The 19,022-nt window shown below is 39.1% G+C and carries 16 protein-coding genes and 1 tRNA gene; 14 read left to right on the top strand and 3 right to left on the bottom strand.

The window, feature by feature from the left end:
* Positions 1-1,185: 1,185 nt before the first annotated feature.
* The 9 genes from A9239_RS03200 to A9239_RS03240 all read left to right on the top strand — a co-directional run bounded on the left by A9239_RS03200 (position 1,186) and on the right by A9239_RS03240 (position 10,357).
* Positions 1,186-1,259 (top strand) — tRNA-Val (locus A9239_RS03200).
* Positions 1,260-1,973: 714 nt separating this feature from the next.
* Positions 1,974-2,291, top strand: a complete 318-nt coding sequence (locus tag A9239_RS03205; RefSeq protein ID WP_230668873.1) for a winged helix-turn-helix domain-containing protein — start codon at positions 1,974-1,976, stop codon at positions 2,289-2,291.
* A gap of 291 nt (positions 2,292-2,582) precedes the next feature.
* A complete protein-coding gene (locus A9239_RS03210) occupies positions 2,583-3,233 on the top strand; it encodes a flavodoxin family protein (protein WP_048120921.1) in 651 nt (216 codons plus the stop codon).
* Positions 3,234-3,309: 76 nt separating this feature from the next.
* Positions 3,310-5,601 carry a CDC48 family AAA ATPase gene (locus A9239_RS03215; RefSeq protein ID WP_048120919.1) on the top strand — a complete coding sequence of 764 codons (2,292 nt, stop codon included), beginning with the start codon at positions 3,310-3,312 and terminating at the stop codon, positions 5,599-5,601.
* Positions 5,602-5,987: 386 nt separating this feature from the next.
* Complete coding sequence (locus tag A9239_RS03220) at positions 5,988-6,548, top strand: CBS domain-containing protein (RefSeq protein ID WP_048120917.1); 561 nt, start codon at positions 5,988-5,990, stop codon at positions 6,546-6,548.
* Positions 6,549-7,006: 458 nt separating this feature from the next.
* On the top strand, positions 7,007-8,158 hold the full coding sequence (locus A9239_RS03225) for an alanine--glyoxylate aminotransferase family protein (protein ID WP_048120915.1): 1,152 nt from the start codon (positions 7,007-7,009) through the stop codon (positions 8,156-8,158).
* Between the two features lie 102 nt (positions 8,159-8,260).
* Positions 8,261-8,725 carry a riboflavin synthase gene (ribC, locus tag A9239_RS03230; RefSeq protein WP_048120913.1) on the top strand — a complete coding sequence of 155 codons (465 nt, stop codon included), beginning with the start codon at positions 8,261-8,263 and terminating at the stop codon, positions 8,723-8,725.
* A gap of 38 nt (positions 8,726-8,763) precedes the next feature.
* Positions 8,764-9,168, top strand: coding sequence for a 6,7-dimethyl-8-ribityllumazine synthase (gene ribH / locus A9239_RS03235; RefSeq protein WP_048120911.1), 405 nt, complete (start codon positions 8,764-8,766; stop codon positions 9,166-9,168).
* A gap of 46 nt (positions 9,169-9,214) precedes the next feature.
* A complete protein-coding gene (locus A9239_RS03240) occupies positions 9,215-10,357 on the top strand; it encodes a pyridoxal phosphate-dependent aminotransferase (RefSeq protein WP_048120909.1) in 1,143 nt (380 codons plus the stop codon).
* An 84-nt stretch (positions 10,358-10,441) separates the two neighbouring features.
* On the opposite strand, the gene A9239_RS03245 is transcribed toward A9239_RS03240, so the two are convergent.
* A complete protein-coding gene (locus A9239_RS03245) occupies positions 10,442-10,885 on the bottom strand; it encodes an adenylyltransferase/cytidyltransferase family protein (protein WP_048120908.1) in 444 nt (147 codons plus the stop codon).
* A gap of 337 nt (positions 10,886-11,222) precedes the next feature.
* Between A9239_RS03245 and A9239_RS03250 the strand changes: the two genes are divergently transcribed.
* The 4 genes from A9239_RS03250 (at position 11,223) to A9239_RS03270 (ending at position 15,847) form a co-directional block, all read left to right on the top strand.
* Positions 11,223-12,725 carry an L-aspartate semialdehyde sulfurtransferase gene (locus A9239_RS03250; protein WP_048120906.1) on the top strand — a complete coding sequence of 501 codons (1,503 nt, stop codon included), beginning with the start codon at positions 11,223-11,225 and terminating at the stop codon, positions 12,723-12,725.
* Between the two features lie 2 nt (positions 12,726-12,727).
* Positions 12,728-13,114, top strand: a complete 387-nt coding sequence (locus tag A9239_RS03255; protein WP_048120904.1) for a 4Fe-4S binding protein — start codon at positions 12,728-12,730, stop codon at positions 13,112-13,114.
* Between the two features lie 567 nt (positions 13,115-13,681).
* Positions 13,682-14,464: a class I SAM-dependent methyltransferase gene (locus tag A9239_RS03265; RefSeq protein WP_238985650.1), complete on the top strand. Its 783-nt coding sequence runs from the start codon at positions 13,682-13,684 to the stop codon at positions 14,462-14,464.
* A 576-nt stretch (positions 14,465-15,040) separates the two neighbouring features.
* A complete protein-coding gene (locus A9239_RS03270; protein WP_048120898.1) occupies positions 15,041-15,847 on the top strand; it encodes a DUF166 domain-containing protein in 807 nt (268 codons plus the stop codon).
* A 296-nt stretch (positions 15,848-16,143) separates the two neighbouring features.
* On the opposite strand, the gene A9239_RS03275 is transcribed toward A9239_RS03270, so the two are convergent.
* On the bottom strand, positions 16,144-16,572 hold the full coding sequence (locus tag A9239_RS03275; RefSeq protein WP_048120896.1) for an Ig-like domain-containing protein: 429 nt from the start codon (positions 16,570-16,572) through the stop codon (positions 16,144-16,146).
* Positions 16,573-17,395: 823 nt separating this feature from the next.
* On the opposite strand from A9239_RS03275, the gene A9239_RS03280 reads away from it, so the two are divergent.
* On the top strand, positions 17,396-17,758 hold the full coding sequence (locus A9239_RS03280) for an Mth938-like domain-containing protein (RefSeq protein WP_048120894.1): 363 nt from the start codon (positions 17,396-17,398) through the stop codon (positions 17,756-17,758).
* A gap of 100 nt (positions 17,759-17,858) precedes the next feature.
* Here the strand turns inward: A9239_RS03280 and A9239_RS03285 are convergent, their stop codons facing one another.
* Entirely contained in the window at positions 17,859-18,788 is a 930-nt protein-coding gene (locus A9239_RS03285) for a mechanosensitive ion channel family protein (protein ID WP_048120892.1), read from the bottom strand.
* Positions 18,789-19,022: the final 234 nt, after the last annotated feature.

Here is a 19,022-nt window from a genome sequence, read left to right on the forward strand (position 1 = left end):
ATTTCTGTTAGTTTTCTTATCTTTTATTAAGTAAGAGACGAATTGATTTTTCTGATTGCTGCAATTTGTACTATGTACATCATATCAATTTTTTAGATCATGTGGAATAGATACGAAGGAAGTTTATATGCAGAATTAGACGAGTTAGTATATATTGGCAAAAAAAATTTCTGAACTGCTATCAACAGTTAAAATAAACTGAAAAATATTTGTGAGCGGGCTGGAGAGTTTGGGGAATAGTTGGGGGAAATAGTTGGGGGATATTGTTTTGGGGTTATACTATGGAAAAAAGACCCGCTCACGCGACATGACTATTTATTCATCTTATAAATAGTTTTTCATTTCTATAGTCTCGTATTTATAAATTTTACTTGATGTTTATGGGTTTTTCTTTTAGCTAGAAATTCTACTTCCTGAAGTAAAAATCTATAATAACCATTGGATGGAGTTAAGGTCTAACCTATCCAAATCTCCTTTTCTTAATCATTTAATTATTAAATTTCTTTCTAAATGAGTTTCCAGAGTAGTTTCATGGCCAGATATCTCAATTTATTTTCTAGCATTGTACTATAGGAACCCACAATTTAAAGCCTTTGAATCGTTTCCATTAATATATATTTCTATTTTGATGAGAATAAGATGAGCGGGTTGGGGAGTATGAATTGGGGTGTTGAGTGTTGGGGTTATCATATAAAATAGAGACCCGCTCACAAGTTATTTCACGCTAATCTACTATAAATATATTTTGCTTCGCTTTTTTATACATTCAGAATTATCTCAATCTAGCATATAAATCATCTAATGTCAATGTTTAAAATGAATTATTCTTAATTTTCAGCTTTATATGTATATTTACATTTATGTTTAAAAATAAAGTATGGTAATTACTTTCTATATTAACTAGAACATATAATATAATAACAATTTGGTGTAATAATTATCCAGATCTCATTTTTACTAAAATGTGATCTATTATTGTAAATTTTTCTTATTTAGTATAGTAATATTATATAGCGCAATAGCAGTCTTATTTAATGCAATAAGGATTTATTTCAGTAAAAAATATTCTTATTTTGCGAAGTAACTAACTTTCAGATAGCCCTGAGTTTCTTTCCTAACAAAAGAGATATATATAACTAGTGACATTTTGGTGTTGCTCTTACAGCAATTCTAAAAAGGCAAACTGGGCTCGTGGTCTAGTCGGTTATGACATCGCCTTTACACGGCGGGGATCCTGAGTTCGAATCTCAGCGGGCCCATTCTTTTTATAATCTTCTCTTTTTAGATGTTTATAGATTTTTATTTTCTAATCTTTCAACTCTTACTTCAAGTTCAGATTTTAATCTGGTTGTACAACTATAAGTTCACATTTAATCTCTTTCTCAAGAGTAATTACATCCAAAAGTTTACCTTTATATTCTGTTGTTTCATTTCCATAATAATCTAAAAAATATTGACTACTGTATTAAGAAGTAGAATCATTCCCACCCAGGTTCTGTCCCAGAATAGCTTTGACTTTTACATAGCCCGTTTCATCAATTTTTGCATGATATATTATCATACCAACCAAAGTATTCTCTAGTTCACTCCGTTTGGTTATTGTTTGCATCCAATTGAATTTTGAAACTTTTGAATATATTCACTAATCATGAGTTTTCCGATAAATAAGGAATTTATTTTGGAATTAAAGCGCTAGTCGCTTCAGTATTTTGAAGAGTATGAGTGTATTATTTTATGCAACTTCTCAGTTTTGTTTTCTACGATTTTAGTATCTAATATACACTCTATGTTAACTCTAATTTTTATTTATAATGAGTAACTAAAAGCTATTTCCAATTTTTTCTGGCAATTTACCTTTTTCTCTAGTCGCAAAAGGGAACTTGTCCGTTTAAATCTTTTTTCTTTATAACTTGACATTATATATAGTACTGAAATTGTTATATAGAAAGGGGGACGATAAAGATTTAGAATCTTTGTTACCTACAAAAAGATATGCTTTAATATTTTTAAGGCGTAACTACCTACAAAGATTATTTAAAAACTACCGTGGGGGAGGAGTCAGTATTAAGAGAAGGAGCAGGACTGATATTGCAGTCGATATTTTAAGAGTAGCAATGAACGGGGCAAAGAAAACTCACATTGTATATGAGGTTAATTTGAACTTTAATATCGCCCAGAAATACCTTGAAATGTTGAAAGAAAAAGAGCTTATCAGACATGAAAATGGGCTTTTCATCACTACTGACAAAGGAAAAGTCTTTCAGGAAATGGCTAAGGAACTCAAGCTCTAAGCAATTTATTTCTTTTTTAATTTTTATTACACTTTCCCATCTTTTTCTTTTTTCGGATTTTCCAGTTTCACTATCCTACAATGTTTCACTATCCTACAATGTTTCACTATCCTACAATTATACTTGAAATCGCCTTTTTCCGTGTCAATCCCTTTTCTTGAGGTACTCTTATGTAAAACTCAGCCCAAAGATCAGGTGAGGATAAAATGCCTGGTGAGTAATTCAGAAATAACATTTCTAAATTATAATGCGTCCCCGTATAAATAAAAGCAGTTTGGAAACATATATACTATGGTGATTAAGGCACTTTTTTTAAACTGCACTCTGAAAAAATCTCCTCGAGTATCAAATACTCGCGCTCTTGTTGACAAGGCAGTAGCTATCTTTGGTGAACTTGGTGTTGAAAGTGAAGTGATAAGGATTGTGGATCATAAAGTGGCTTTTGGGATTTCCTCAGATGAAGGGGGAGGAGATGAATGGCCTTTGATCCTTGAGAAGATAAAAGCCTGTGATATTCTTGTTATAGCAACTCCCATCTGGTTTGGTGTTCTCTCATCTGTGGCAAAGATGGTAATTGAGAGGCTGGATGGTACTTATACGGAAGGAGATCCCGAAACCGGTCAGTATCCTCTTTATGGAAAGACTGCGGGAGTCATAGTTACCGGAAACGAGGATGGAGCACATGATGTCTGTTCAACTATACTTTTTAACCTTATTCATCTGGGATGCACTGTTCCCCCAAATGCAGACTGTTACTGGGTTGGTGATGCAGGGCCGGGTCCAAGTTACATAGAAGCTGGAGGAGATAGGCATCTCTATGCAAATCGGACAGCCAGATATATGGTACACAATCTGACATATTTTGCAAAGCTGCTCAAAGAAAACCCCATCCCTACCAATTTAAAGAAACTTGATGAAGAGGCAAAAAAGGTAAGCGACTGATGCTGACCTATCTGAGAGTTGCTGATCTTTTCACAAAGTCCTGGACACTTTTACTGCTGGAAACGGGGGGTATTATTTGACTGATAGTAAGACAACGATAAAATTGAAAGTTGCAGAAGCCGATCAACGGGATGTTGGAAAAGGCATTGTCCGAATAGGCGAAAGTTTCCGGGAAAAACTGGGTCTTAAGCCTTTCGACGTCGTGGAAATCAAAGGGGAAAAATCGACTTCAGCCCTTATCGGACGCCCGTACCCTAGTGATTCAGGACTTGAGATAATACGTATGGATGGGCTTATCCGCATTAATGCAAAAACCAGTGTAGGGGAATATGTGGATATCTGCAAAGCCGACTGGAAAGAAGCAAAAAGTGTAACTCTTGCGCCTGTATCCAGGGGCATGCAAATCTATGCTCCAAGCGAAACTCTTAAAGCCGTATTCATAAACCGTACGGTTTCAAAAGGGGATTTTATTTCTACCACAAGTTTGAAGAAATCAAGGGAAAGTGAGACTTTCGGCAAAGGAGGTATGTTCGAAGATTTCTTCCAGGACTTTTTCGACCAGGGCTTTGGGCCGTCTTTCGGGCTTGGAGAAATAAAATTGCAAGTAGTTTCTATTTCTCCGTCTGGAATAGTAAAGATTACAGACTTAACACAAGTTGAGCTTTTGCCTGAAGCGACCGAGGTAACCTCTGAACAGAATATCCCTACTGTTATGTATGAAGATCTAGGTGGGCTAAAAGAAGCCATTGGGAAAGTTAGGGAAATGATAGAATTGCCTTTGAAGCACCCTGAGCTTTTTGACAGGCTAGGAATTGATGCTCCAAAAGGGGTACTGCTCCATGGCCCGCCCGGAACGGGAAAGACTCTGCTTGCAAAAGCAGTTGCTAACGAATCCGATGCCTACTTTATTTCGATCAATGGTCCTGAGATTATGTCCAAATATTACGGCGAATCCGAAAGGGCGATAAGGGAAATTTTCGAGGACGCAGAAAAGAATGCTCCTGCAATTATCTTCCTGGATGAGATCGATTCCATTGCCCCTAAAAGAGCTGAGGTAACCGGAGAAGTGGAAAGAAGAGTAGTTGCTCAACTTCTCTCCCTTATGGATGGGCTTAAAGCCCGCAAGAATGTAATCGTTATAGGGTCAACCAACCGTCCCGAAGCCCTGGATGTAGCACTCCGCCGCCCGGGCAGATTTGACCGAGAAATTGAACTTAGAGTCCCGGATACTGATGGAAGGTTAGAAATTTTCCAGATCCATACCAGAGGAATGCCTCTTGCCGAAGACGTAAACCTCATGGATTTTGCTCAAATAACATACGGATTCGTAGGAGCTGATATTGCTGCCCTGTGCAGGGAGGCAGCTATGAGTGCCTTACGGAAGGTTTTACCTAAAATCAATCTTAATGAACCTGAAATCCCAGCTGAAATTCTGGATTCCCTCCAGGTAATAAGAGAAGATTTTGAAAATGCTCTCAAAGATGTCCAGCCTTCAGCAATAAGGGAAATCCTTATCGAAGTGCCAACTGTCAGCTGGGACGACGTCGGCGGTCTGGAAGAAGTAAAAAGGCTCCTGAAAGAGGTCGTAGAATGGCCTCTTAAGAATCCGGAATCTTACAGAGATATCGGGGTTGAAGCTCCTAAAGGGGTCCTTCTGTATGGCCCTCCGGGTACGGGAAAGACTCTGCTTGCAAAGGCGATAGCTCATGAATCGGATGCTAATTTTATCACAGCCAAGGGAAGTGATCTACTTTCCAAATGGTATGGAGAATCCGAAAAAAGGATAGCTGAGGTTTTTACACGGGCAAGGCAGGTTGCTCCATCTATTATTTTCCTGGACGAACTTGACTCACTTGCGCCTATTCGCGGGGCTTCTATAAGTGAGCCTCAGGTTACGGCAAGAATCCTTAATCAGCTTCTCTCCGAAATGGACGGACTTGAAGAGCTCAGGGCTGTAGTGGTAATTGGTGCAACCAATCGCCCGGACGTTATCGATCCTGCACTTATCCGACCAGGACGTTTTGATGAACTGATTCTTGTTCCTATTCCTGATGAGGGAGCTCGCAGGGAGATCTTCAAAGTCCATACCGAAAAAATGGCGCTTGCAGAGGGTATTGATATCGAAAAGCTCGTTTCTATGACTGATCAGTATACAGGTGCAGACATTGCAGCCATATGTAAAAAGGCAGGAAGGCTTGCTCTGCGTGAGGATCTTCACGCAAAAAATGTTAAGCAGAGACACTTCATTAAAGCAATAACAGAAACTGGACCTTCAGTCACTTCGGACACGATGAAATACTACGAAGCTATAAAAGGCGAACTCAGAATTAGGAAATCTAAAGAAATCGAGAACCCCTCCTATATTTAAGCAAAAAAAAGCTATAATCACAGGTTTGTCTTCTTTAAAGTACAGATTTACCTTATTTTAATTTTCCTGTTGATTTAGTCACTTCTTTTCCTGTTGATTTATTACCTTTTTGTTTCCTGCTCACATGTTGTTTTTTACTTATTTATTTTTCTTACAACTTTACTATTTTTTTATAATTTTAGTGTTTTTTACAAATCTTATAATTTTTTTAATACGATGTTTATCTCTGATCTTTAAACTGAGTATTTTTAATTTCTCTTTTTTTACCCAGTTCTGTATAGAGTTTCCCGAGAATAATTCTCTGAATTTAATATCACCTTTTTTTTAACTTCACAAATTATGTTAACCAATGATATTAAATATAATAATTACTATCGGTAATATACATGCAGCTTCCAACACCCGAAGATCTTAAAAAAAGAAGAAATGAACTCGGGCTTACCCAGAGCGATCTGGCTAAAAGGGCAGGAGTAAGTCAGCCCCTTATAGCTCGTATAGAATCGGGAGACGTAGATCCCAGGCTTTCGACTGTCAGGAAAATCCTTGACGCTTTTGAGGAAGTTGAAAAGGAACAGCAGATTATTATAATAGATCTGATGCATTCCCCTGTAATTCATGTTTCACCAAGTGATTCTGTGGAAGAAGTAGTAAACCTGATGCAGAAGTATGGTTTTTCACAGGTCCCTGTGCTTGATAGGGGCATTCCGGTTGGAAGTGTTTCCGAAGACATGATAGTGAAATTGATGGCCGAAAGTAAGAAAAAATCAATTTCCCAGTTGAAAGTTTCTGAGATAATGGGAGAGGCCTTCCCAACAGTGTCTCCAGGTATATCTATCTCAGTAGTGTCGCACATGCTGGAAGGAAACCCTGCCGTACTGGTATTAGAAAAAGGAGCAGTTATCGGCGTCGTGACGAAACATGATGTAATGACGCTTCTCCAGGGTTAATTAGCAAAATCCGTTCTCCCTATAGAGCGGTATTCGGAATCAGGGTTTGAAAAGCACATCAATTATATACTAGAATCCAATTAAACCTGATCTCTAAATCGGAATAATGCTTAATCATGCAAAGTAACTCATTTAATGAGTCCTGTGACAAATTCCCGGAATAAAATACGGCGGGGCCTTTTAAGCATACCGTATCACAATGATATTACTCTGAATTATTTCAAATTTGCAGTATTTTAATACTGTAGGTTAATACAACTTCTTAAACAGATAAAAACGGAAGTATTAAAACCACTTTATAAATAAAATATTTAATTATATTAAATCAAAAAATAAATTGGATTAGATTTAAGGATAAATATTAAATTAAATCAAAAATAAACTCGGATTAAATTAAATCAAAAATTAAAATCTAATTATATTCCAAATTAAATTTTTAAAAATGTGGAGCATAATATATGGATCTGGAAGATACCCTTCTCATGATGCCTGGCCCCGTAACTGTTACACCCAGAGTCCTTAGAGCTATGTCAAAACCGATGATCAACCATCGAAGTGCGGAATTTGCCGGAATTTATACTGATTGCAGGGAAATCCTTTCCAGCATTTTCCAGACAAAGAATGATATTTTCGTGCTCAGTGGCTCTGGAACGGCAGGAATGGAAGCTGCTGTCGGTTCTTCGGTTGGAAGCGGAGACAAAGTTGTTGCCATAGAAAATGGAAAGTTTGGAGAGCGGTTTAAAGACATTGCAGCTATCTATGGAGAAGTTGTTCCAGTTGTATTCGAATGGGGTCAGCCGGTTAACCTTGAGGTTGTCAAGGAAAAACTCGAAGAAGGGGCAAAAGCCATCACTCTTGTCCACAACGAGACATCTGCAGGCATTCTCAACCCTGCAGCAGAAATTGGCAAACTTGCTAAAAAGCATGATGCCCTCTTTATTATGGACGGTGTGACTTCCCTTGGAGGAGATGATGTAAAGGTTGATGAGTGGGGAGTTGACATTGCAGTTGTAGGCTCACAGAAGTGTCTTGCAGCTCCTCCTGGACTTTCAGTTGTTTCCGTAAGTGAAAAGGCTTTTGAGGTTATGAAGGATGTAACTAAAAGGCCATACTATAACGACCTACTTGCATATAAAAAGAGTGGAGATAAGCCCAAAGCAGAAACACCTTACACTCCTGCAATTCCTCTCTTCTATGCGCTTCAGGAGGCTCTGCACATCGTAAAGGAGGAAGGAATGGAGGCAAGGATTAAGAGACACAGAGTCCTTTCTGAAGCCATAAGGGCAGCAGTTGCCGAACTGAACATTGAGATGTTCCCGCAGCTTAACGAATACAGCCATTACTCTAACACTGTCTCTGCTATGAAGGCTCCCACAGATGTTACTGGTGAGGATATAAAGAGTGATATGAAGGCAAGAGGCGTAATTATTGCAGGCGGGCAGGAACGTCTTAAAAACAAGATTTTCAGAATAGGCTGCATGGGTAATGTGACCGGAAGGGATGTGCTTTCAACCATCCAGCAGCTGGAAATTGTGTTGAATAAGCATGGCTACATTGATCGCCTGGGAGCAGGTGTAGAAGCTGCAAACAGGGTTCTTGACAGAGCCTGAAAAGGATAAAGTTATAGACTTAGATACAGGTAGAACAATATCTACCAGATCTTTTCAGGAAAATCCTGAAAAGATTTTAACCGAAATTTCGATTGGATTTATATGCCCACAATAGGAATTGCAGATACTACGTTCGCACGCTATAATATGGGGCGTGCGGCAATTGATGAGATACAAAAAAACGTATCTGTAAAAATCAAAAGAGTAACCGTGCCAGGGATAAAGGACCTTCCGGTCGCAGCCAAAAAACTTATTGAAGAAGAAGGGTGCGATATCGTTATGGCGCTTGGCATGCCTGGAGCTAAAGAACAGGATAAAATTTGTGCTCATGAAGCTTCTCAGGGCATTATTATGGCCCAGCTCATGACCAACACCCATATTATCGAGGTCTTTGTCCATGAAAATGAAGGAAAGGACGAAAAGGAACTTGCTTTCCTTATGGACAGAAGGACTCGAGAGCACGCTTTAAACGTAATCAAACTGCTCTTCAAGCCTGAAAAGTTAATTCGAGAAGCCGGTACCGGCCAAAGGCAAGGCTTTGAAGACGCAGGTCCATTAAGAACATGAATCAATTTATGTAAAAACAAGACTGGAGATCTTATCAGATGACTATCAGCCTAGGATTTGTTGTAGCTGAATTTAACAGGGATCTGACCTATCAGATGGAACTGCTTGGAAGAGAACACGCGGAGTTCCTGGGGGCAACAGTTAAAGAGACTATTCTTGTCCCAGGGGCCTTTGACATGCCGCTTGCGATCAAGAAGCTTTGCCAAAGGGATGACATTGATGCCGTGGTTACTATAGGATCTGTAATTGAAGGCGATACTGACCATGACCAGGTGGTTATGCAGCACGCGGCACGGAAAATCATGGATCTTTCTCTTGAGTTCAATAAGCCTGTAACTCTCGGAATTTCTGGCCCAGGCATGACCCGCATGGCGGCTCATGAACGTGTGGACTATGCAAAGCGGGCCGTTGAAGCTGCAGTAAAGCTGGTGCGGCGGCTGTGAATGTTATAATAACTATATTAGTAAATGTAATACCAGGACCATTCCTATGTCATCCGCAAGGCTCAAGCGTGTAGAAGAATCCGCAACGATAAGGATCTCCAATATTGCGACTAGAATGATTAAAGAGGGTACAGACGTAATCAATTTCAGCCTTGGTGAACCTGATTTCAATACCCCTAAGAATATCTGCGATGCTGCGGCAAAGGCTATGTATGAGGGAAAAACCCACTATGCTCCTTCTGGAGGTATTCCTGAACTAAGGGCAGCTATTGCCGAAAAATTGAGGACGGAAAACAACCTCGATGTAACCGAGGCAGGTGTACTTGTCACCCCCGGAGCGAAACAGGGAATTTTTGAGGTAATGATGAGCGTTCTCGATGATGGGAACCAGGCTCTCCTGTTTAACCCTGCATGGGTAACTTATGATGCATGCATACGTTTTGCGGGGGCGGAAACAGTCTGGGTTCCAACAGTTCCTGAAAAAGGTTTCATTCCTGACAATTTTGAAGAGTACATCACTGATAAAACCAAGCTCATTGTTGTCAATAGTCCGGGAAATCCAACAGGTGGGGTCTTTGGAAAAAAGACTTTGCAATGTATCGCGGATCTTGCAATTGACCATGACCTCATAGTGGTTTCGGATGAGATTTATGAGAAAATTATCTATGACAGGGAACATATCAGCATTGGCAGCCTCGATGGAATGCAGGAAAGAACTATCACCGTAAATGGTTTTTCTAAGGCATATGCCATGACAGGCTGGAGACTCGGCTACCTGACTGCTCCTCCTGAAATTCTCAAACTTCTACTTAAAATTCAGTCTCATTCGGTAAGCAGTGCGACTACGTTTGTTCAGTACGGTGGACTTGAAGCCCTTCAGGGCCCTCAGGACAGCGTTAAAGCAATGGTTGACCGTTTCAAAGTACGCCGTGATGTCCTTATCGACGGTCTGAACAAAATGGGGTTTGAATGTAAAAAGCCTGATGGAGCTTTCTATGCTTTTGCTAATGTCAGCGAGTATGGAAACGGGACTCAGGTTGCAGAACGGCTCCTGAAAGAAGCTCAGGTTGCAGTTACGCCTGGAATTGCTTTTGGTTCATCTGGCGAGGATTTCGTAAGGATTTCCTATGCAACATCGATTGACCGAATCAGGGAAGCTCTTGAAAGACTTGAAAAGGTGTTTTTCTAAATTAAATTCAGTCAATTATTTTTCTTAATAAAAGTATGAGTAAATAACAGGCATCAATCAAATCGGGAAACGGTAGGGGCAAATTTACCCATACCGTTTAAGTACTTCTTTTATGATTGCACCTGTACTACAAAGTGGGCATTCTTTTGAAAGTGGAATCCTTACCACATTTGCAGGAAGCCCTCTTTTAGCAAGTTCTTCTTCCAGATTTTCGGCGTTAAAACGCTGGTCGTAACCCAAGGCAATTATGTCCGGCCTGATATGCTTCAGGGGTTCAAACATATCTTTTTCGCTGCCTAAAAGCGCTTTATCTACTATCCCGAGCGCACTTACCATCTCCAGCCGCTGCTCTTCGGGCACAATTGGTTTTGGCTTATGAGTCACATTTGAGTCTCTAGCAACAATAACGAAAAGCTCATCTCCTAGAGCTCGGGCCTGGGTCAGAAAATAAATATGTCCGGGGTGTAGAAGGTCAAAAGTCCCGGTAGCAAGTATACGTGTCAACAGATCACCTGGCCTCGGGTATATCTTCTTAGCATAAGAAACTTACTGAAATTAACCTTCTGGAGTATGAGAAAAGCTCTTGATTATTCAAAATGTTTCCACATGAACTGTTATATCTATTTATAGTTTGACTCTATGGTATGAGAATTTTCAAATTATCGTAAGTAATATATATAGCCCATAATTATGAATATTATTTATTGAATTAAGGGCATAAACCTGAAAACCTGAAACTAAATCAAATTCAGGCACAGCTTTTCACGTTTTCAGGCAGAGCTGTTACCTTTAACATTATCATAAATAATATATAATTATAATAAATATTACTATTCATAAAATTTACAAAAAGAGGAGACCCCCAATGGTTAAAAAATCAGTTCATGAGATTAATAGAAAAATTGAAGATGGAAGCGTCAATGTAGTGACAGCCGAGGAAATGGTCACAATTGTTGAGGAGCTTGGCGCTGAAGGGGCTGCAAAGGAAGTAGATGTAGTTACTACAGGCACATTCGGAGCTATGTGTTCATCCGGCTTGATGCTTAACCTGGGACATTCCGAGCCTCCCATAAAAATCCAGAAGATCTGGTTCAACAATGTAGAAGCATACAGTGGACTGGCAGCCGTAGACGCTTACCTGGGGGCTGCCCAGATCTCAGATACACGGGGAATTCAGTATGGTGGAGCTCATGTTATTGAAGATCTTCTCAGGGGCAAAGAGGTCGATGTTCATGCGACTTCGTATGGGACGGATTGTTATCCAAGGAAAGTACTTGATACGATAATTTCTCTTGAGGACCTTAATGAAGCCATGCTTCTTAACCCAAGGAACGCCTACCAGAAATATGCAGCAGCAACTAACAGTTCTAAAAGGACTCTGCATACTTATATGGGTGAGCTTCTGCCCAATTTCGGAAATGTAACCTATTCGGGGGCAGGAGTCCTCTCTCCTCTCTCAAATGACCCAAGCTATGAAACTATAGGCATGGGAACAAGGATTTTCATGGGAGGAGCCCAGGGCTATGTTATAGGGAATGGAACCCAGCATTCTCCTTCTTCCGGTTTTGGAACTCTCATGCTTAAAGGTAACCTGAAAGAGATGAACCCTGACTATTTGAGAGCTGCTTCCTTTACCGGATACGGAGCTACTCTTTACATGGGAGTTGGAATTCCTATCCCTATCCTCAACGAAAAACTCGCTGCTGCTACTGCAGTTCGTGATGAGGATATTGTAACCACCATTGAGGACTATGCTGTGGGAAGCAGGGACAAGCCGGTTATCAGAAAGGTAAATTATGCTGAACTCCGGTCAGGTTCGGTGCAGATTGACGGAAAAGACGTGCCCACATCTTCCCTTTCCAGTTTCAAGAACGCGAGAAAGATCGCAAACGAGTTAAAGTCGTGGGTTAAGCATGGGAAATTCTTTGTCACCATGCCCGTGGAAAGACTGTGTACCGAAGGAGTTGCCAAACCCATGAAAGAGACTCAGGTCGTACCTCTCGTAAAAGATGTGATGTCCAGTTTTGTTGTGACCATCAAAAGAGATCAAACTGTCCAGGACGCTGCAAAGAAAATCTGGGAGAACTCTTTCAACCATCTGACTGTGATTTCTGATGGTGGGGAATTGGTTGGGATCCTGACTGCTTGGGATGTCTCGAAGGCTGTTGCAGAGAATTGCTTTGATTCGGTGGAGAATGTTATGACGAAAAAGGTGCTGACCTGCGCTCCGAACGAGCCTGTAGATCTTGCAGCCAGGCGGCTGGACCGTTACGGGGTATCTGCAATGCCGGTGATCGATGCTCAAAGGCGGGTTCTTGGAATAATAACGAGTGACAATATCAGCAAACTCATTGCAAGGAGGTACTGAGCGTGAAAATCAAGATCACCATTCCTACTGAAAGAATCCATAACCCTATCATTTCCGAGTCCATAGTCGAAACCGGAATCCTGATTAATATAATGGTTGCAAATATCGACTCAACCTATGGGGAATTAATAGCTGACGTGAATGACCTCAAGTTCGATAAAATCAAAAATGCCCTGGAATCGAGAGGAGCTATAGTTTCCATTCTGGACAGACCTATTCATAGGGATGAGGAAGAATGTATCGATTGTGGAGCCTGTATTTCGGTCTGCCCTATGAATGTGTATTCTTTTGACGACTCCTGGAATGTCCTGGTAGATGAAAAGAAATGCATCCAGTGCGGCGTGTGCATTAAGATGTGTCCTCATGGAGCTTTGAAACTGGGAGAATGAAGAAAGAGAGGATCGAATCACGAAATCTTTCCCTCACTCTTTTATTTTTCTTCTGGCTTTTCCGGTTTTCCTCTTTTTTCCTTATTACATCGGGAGCGCAGAGGGTCACGAATATCCCTGACTTTTCACATGCTGTCCTACAATTACTACTGAGCTCATCCCAAAACTTAATTATGTCCATGGTTTTCAAATTCTGGATGATCTATCAAGTTCCGATCATGAAAATGGTTAAAGCTTTTTATTGATTTGAATCTAAAATTGATTTTGGATGAGCTGATACTAAAGAATCAAGCCATATGTTAACCAGCTTTATGTTAACCATCTTTGGTCTTATATATGGGTATACTCAAAAAACATTATGAAAACTTTTATACTAAATTATAATTATTTATATATGTAGCTTTCTTAAATAAGCACAACTGATTCCTATGACGGTTAAATTAGAAAGTTACTATATTTATTCTCAAATATAATTTTAAATAACTCTATATATGGGGCAATAAACTAATGGAAAGTTTAAACAAAATTTGTGCGATGGCAGACTGGGATGATCCGGAACTGTTGGAGATGATGAAGGATGTACTCAATCTTGACATCGGAAAGTACCCTGAGCTTCTAGAGACTCGGCACCGGAAGCACTGGGAGTGGGCCATCGGAATGTTGGCAATGAAGAAGGCTGGTAAGATGGATAATAATTGCAACTTCTTGGGAATAGGAAGTGGCAGTGAAGCACCCGTTTTTTACCTAACTAACCATGCAAAATACGTCTTTAGTACAGACTTGTACACTATCACTTCCAGAAGGTGGAAGGAAGCAAACACAGATATGTTGACAAACCCAGAACGATTTGCTCCGAGTCAATTTAATCGCAAACGGCTTGGCGTACAAATTATGAGCGGCACCAATATTCATTTTGATGACAATACTTTCGATGCAGTTTTCAGCTATTCTTCGATAGAGCACTTTGGTGGGAAAGATGCGGCTGCAAAATCTATGAAAGAGATCGAGCGAGTGTTGAAGCCTGGAGGCGTTGCCAGTATTGCGACCGAGATCTTCGTCTGCCCTGAATCGAGAGAATTGTATAGGGAGCGTAAGATTCATTGCCAATTTCCTCTCCGTCTATTTAGGCGCTACAGTATATTTTCGGAAATGTTTACACATGAGGAGTTGGAACAATATCTTTTAGCATCAACGAATATGAAGCCTCTTTGGCCCATCGACTACAGTGTGGAAAAGAGTGATCTAGAAAGGGCTGTAAACTATCCAAATTCCAAAACTGATAAGGTACATATTTTCCTTAATTTGAAGGGCATTCTCTGGGGGTCCATTCATATAGCTCTGGTTAAATAATAGAATGCATAATAAGCAAAAAATCAGAAAAGAAATATTTTCATTTATCCGTTATCGCTTTTTCTCTACTTTTTTCTTTCTTTTCCTTATTATCAGTTTCCTTTCTATTTCTCACGTCTCAGTATTTTTGTTCCCTTTGATTATATACGAGATTTATTTATGGATACTGATTTCTATTTTGAAACTCCCGTTATTTATACATTGAAACAAATAATTACAATGTATCCTACAGAAAACCGGATAGACATTAAAGGAGGAAGTATCATAACTGAGTATTAGCAGTTTATCAGGCAACTTCTCAACGATTTCCGCGCTGGTCTATGGTCCCGGTTCTTTATTCAATTCTGGGGGCAAAGTAATCCGGAACTTATCTTTACGAAAAGAAATAGAAAATTACAAAATAACCCTTGGTCTTTGGCAGTATGCCGATTTTTCTGTAAAATCATAAATTTCAAACCGTTATTGAATAAAATACTCAATATAGGGAGATCAATTTTCCCCATAATACACAAAAATTTGACTTCAAATTTACAGCAAATTTGCAACACTGCCCAGTCTTATAAATCGGAGTAAGTTATGAAGATCCTCGTACTCTACTCAGGCGAACTTGGAAAAAAAGTTATCCAGAACCTTATAAATCCTGGAAATTTCTGCGTGTCCTGCGGAGAACTCTGTAACCACTGCAGGCAGGCCAGGAAGTCATATGCGAACCTGATTGTAGGAATCCATGAATTTCCTCAAGACCTGCCCACGTTTATAGAAGAGCCCGAGCAGTACATGCCTCAAAAACTTCCGGAATGTGATCTGATACTTGCTATTGGTATCCACCCAGACCTTCTTACAGCTCTTCCGGACGTTGTGAAGAAAACGAAGGCAAAAGCCGTGATCGCACCTGCTGAAGACTCAAAGAAAACTCCTGCAGGGGTTCTTGAACAGCTTAAAAAAGAGCTTGAAGCTATTGGAGTTGAGTTTGAAGGTCCAAAGCCTTTCTGCGCTCTTGAAAAAACCGGTAAACCTGTCATAGACGCGTTTGTTGACCTTGGTTTTGGGAAGCCTGTACTCAGAATTGAGATGAGCCCTGATGGGAAGATGTTTATCGGAGCAGGCGTTCTCAGGGATGCCCCTTGCGGTTCCACCTGGTTTGTGGCAAAAAAGCTCGGCTGGACTGATACTGTCGAATATAAGGAGACTATCTCAGGTGCTCATCACTCGTATCCCTGTACCGCCAGCATGGACAAAGACCCTCAGCTTGGGGACACTATCCTTCACAAGGCCGGGTATATCATTAGGGAAGCTGTTGAAGACGCAATGGAATGTGCAAAAAAGGAAAAAGCCCGATTGTCCGCAGTTTGCGGGGATGAAATCTCAAGTTCTAGCTTCTGAAAAGTGCTATCTGTAAATCTTCCTATAAATATTCTTATTAAAAAACCAAAATTAAAAAACTAAAATTAAAAAACCAAAATTAAAAAACCAAAATTAAAAAACCAAAATTCATTAATCTGAATCCAACAAGAAAATAAGCATGAACTATCGCGTTTTGGCAAAATTAAGTCAACAATCGAATACTGACAAGCATTAAGGGATTTGGGTTTAAATCCCGGGAAGTTAAAACTTCCTTATCCCTTTAATGCATTTAATTATAATAAGTTCACCTACTGGAGAAGTACCTGAATAGTACTTTAGCAGGTGGGACATTTGAGTTTCAGCGTAGCGGTTGCACAGTCGGTTTTTCCATCTTTACCTTTTATCTTGTATGTGAAAGTGTCCGTGCAAGTACAACATTTTTTGGAGCAACATGTTGATGATGCTTTATAGCAGAATTTACCGTCACTATAAACTGTCACTTTTCCGCCCAGTTTGGTCTTGTAAGTTCCGGTAGTTGTAACTTTAAGGTTGCATCCTTTATCATTCTTAAGTAAAGTATCATATTTAAAGCAATAAGCAGTATTTGGACATGTTTTAAGACTAATACTATAACTATCATTTATTGCATCGGTTTTTGTATTACAACTGTTTTTATAACTGTTACTGCATGCAGCTCCTGTCATTGACAGGACAAAAAAGACTAATGTGAAAATACAGATTGTCTTAAGCATAGTTTTTCGCATTACTTTTCCTCCGTATTTTATCCCGTTATATTTTATATTCTCAGGTGCGATTTCTTTTAATCCGAGAACACCTATAATCGAAACTCACTGGGAAATATTATCATATAAACATACTTATTTTTTTAGCCTTAAATAAAAATAGAAAAATGAATTTAAAACTTGATAATACTTTATCTGGAAAATTAAAAGAACATAAAACTATTAATAACTATAACTGCATATAATGCACCTTAGAATAAAAATATAAGGTACTTGACAAGTTTATGTTATATAATCTCTTTTATTAAATCCACGTGTGGAAAAATCTTAATCTGTAGAAGTTTTTTTTGTTAACAGCGAGATATTGGAGTCTTTTATTCATTTAAAATGGTGAATTTGTTTTATTTATTTAAAAGAAGGCATATTATTTGTACATACAGTTCTACTTTTTTCTTCGGTATTTTTTTGAATTCCAAAGTTCCACATTTATTCGCCCTCGCAAATTACTGTATATAGGGTTACATTTTCGTTATTTGCTCACTTAGTTTATCTGCTTACTATTGAACTGAAAAGTTGATAGGAAAATCTTTAATGGATTACGGTAGAGTTTGATCATAATGCCTAATGTACTTGATTTTATTCTTCAAAGGCGTAGAATCTTCTCAAGTGCATTATTTTCGCCAGGTTGATCTGCCAAGGGTCGGAAGTATGTGAATGTTTATATTCATATATGCCTATGGCTTGAACATTTATGTATTCAGGGCATATCTGTTAATTATATGAAGTATGTATAATATTATAAAATAGAAAAGCTTGTTTTCAGTTTCAATTTAAGAGGTGAACCATGAAGCCAAAGATTGATTCCACGAGTTTTGGTTCTATTACTGTAAATGGAGAGACTTTTAAATATGACATACTTATTCGCCTCAATGGACAGGTAGAAAAAAGAGAGAAAGGACTGTCAAAGGAGCTATATGGAACTTCCCATAAAATCTCGCTTGAGGAAGCAAAGCACATTTATGAGGAAGGGACAGAAAAAATCCTTATAGGAACCGGGCAGACAGGTTTTGTTAAACTATCTGAGGAAGCTGAAAATTTTTTTACCGAAAAAAAGTGTGGAGTAGAACTCTTTCCGACACCATGGGCAATTGAACGCTGGAACGAGCTTGAAGGCAGGATCACTGCCATGTTCCATATAACATGTTAAGTCCATATAGCTGTTAAGTCCATATAACTTGTTCAAGTGTAAAAAGAGATATGGCGGTCAAGAAGTATAGATAGTTTTTCAAAAGAGGGATTGGTTATGCTTAATATAATCCTTCCACATCGCGCCCCTCTTCAAGTACAATTTTTTCTTCCAGCGCTGTCATATCCGGTTCCGTTATGTGTTTCCCACTTTCTTTTGGTTTAATTTCTTTTGGTTTAATTTCTTTTATATTTATATCCATCTGGGGGAACGGAATCTCAATTCCTTCTTTCGTATAAGCGTCAAATATTCCTGCAACAAGGTCATTCTTTACGGTTACCATTTCTCCTGTTTTTGCCCATGCCCTGAGCTGCAAATTTATCGAGGAATTGGCAAGTTCGGTAGTTACGACTGCGGGTTCGGGTTCCTTAAGGACAAGGGGGTGTGTTTTCATTAGATTGAGTGCTATCTCTGTAGCTTTTTCAAGGCTTGAGGAGTAACTTATTCCTACATTAACCGACACTCTTCTTGTAGGCATTCGTGTCATATTAACAATAGAACTTCCCCATACAAGCTTATTCGGGATTGTTATGAGCTGGTTGTCAAGAGTCAGGAGCTCGGTTGACATGAGCCCTACAGATCTCACTTTTCCTGTCTGTTCGTTCACGGTTACAATTTCTCCCGTATCAATAGGCCTGATTGCGGCAACACATACTCCAGCAGTCAGGTTCGTAAAGGTATCCTGCAGGCCAAGTCCGAGAACAATGCCTATTGCTGCAGAAACTCCTACTATATAGCTATCCACGTCAAAATTCAGACTCTTCAAGAAAATAAGAATGACAATTACATAAAGGAGGATACTTAAAAAATGGGTGAGAAATTGAACAGTAAGGTCCGGAATCTTTGTTTTCTGTATTCCTCTTCTGAAAATACGAATAATATACTTTGATAAAACAAACCCCATGACGAGCACTATTGCTGCAAAAATCAGCCTGGATACCGTGATCTCTGTATATGGAATTACCTGCTTCATTACTGTCTCAAAGCTCATTTTTACCTTCCTTCTTATCTTCGTGGAGAAGCAAAGATTCTCATGTAGCTTATCAGTATAACTTATTAACAGCACAACTTATTAAAAATATATCTTGTAACTAATAGAACTTATTAAAAGTAGAACTTATTAAAAGTAGAACTTATTAAAAGTAGAACTTATTAAAAGTAGAACTTATTAAAAATATATCTTGTAAATAATAGAACTTATTAAAAGTATAACTTATAAAGAATA

Origin of the sequence: Methanosarcina sp. A14, assembly GCF_001729375.1 — an archaeon.
Taxonomy (GTDB): domain Archaea; phylum Halobacteriota; class Methanosarcinia; order Methanosarcinales; family Methanosarcinaceae; genus Methanosarcina; species Methanosarcina barkeri.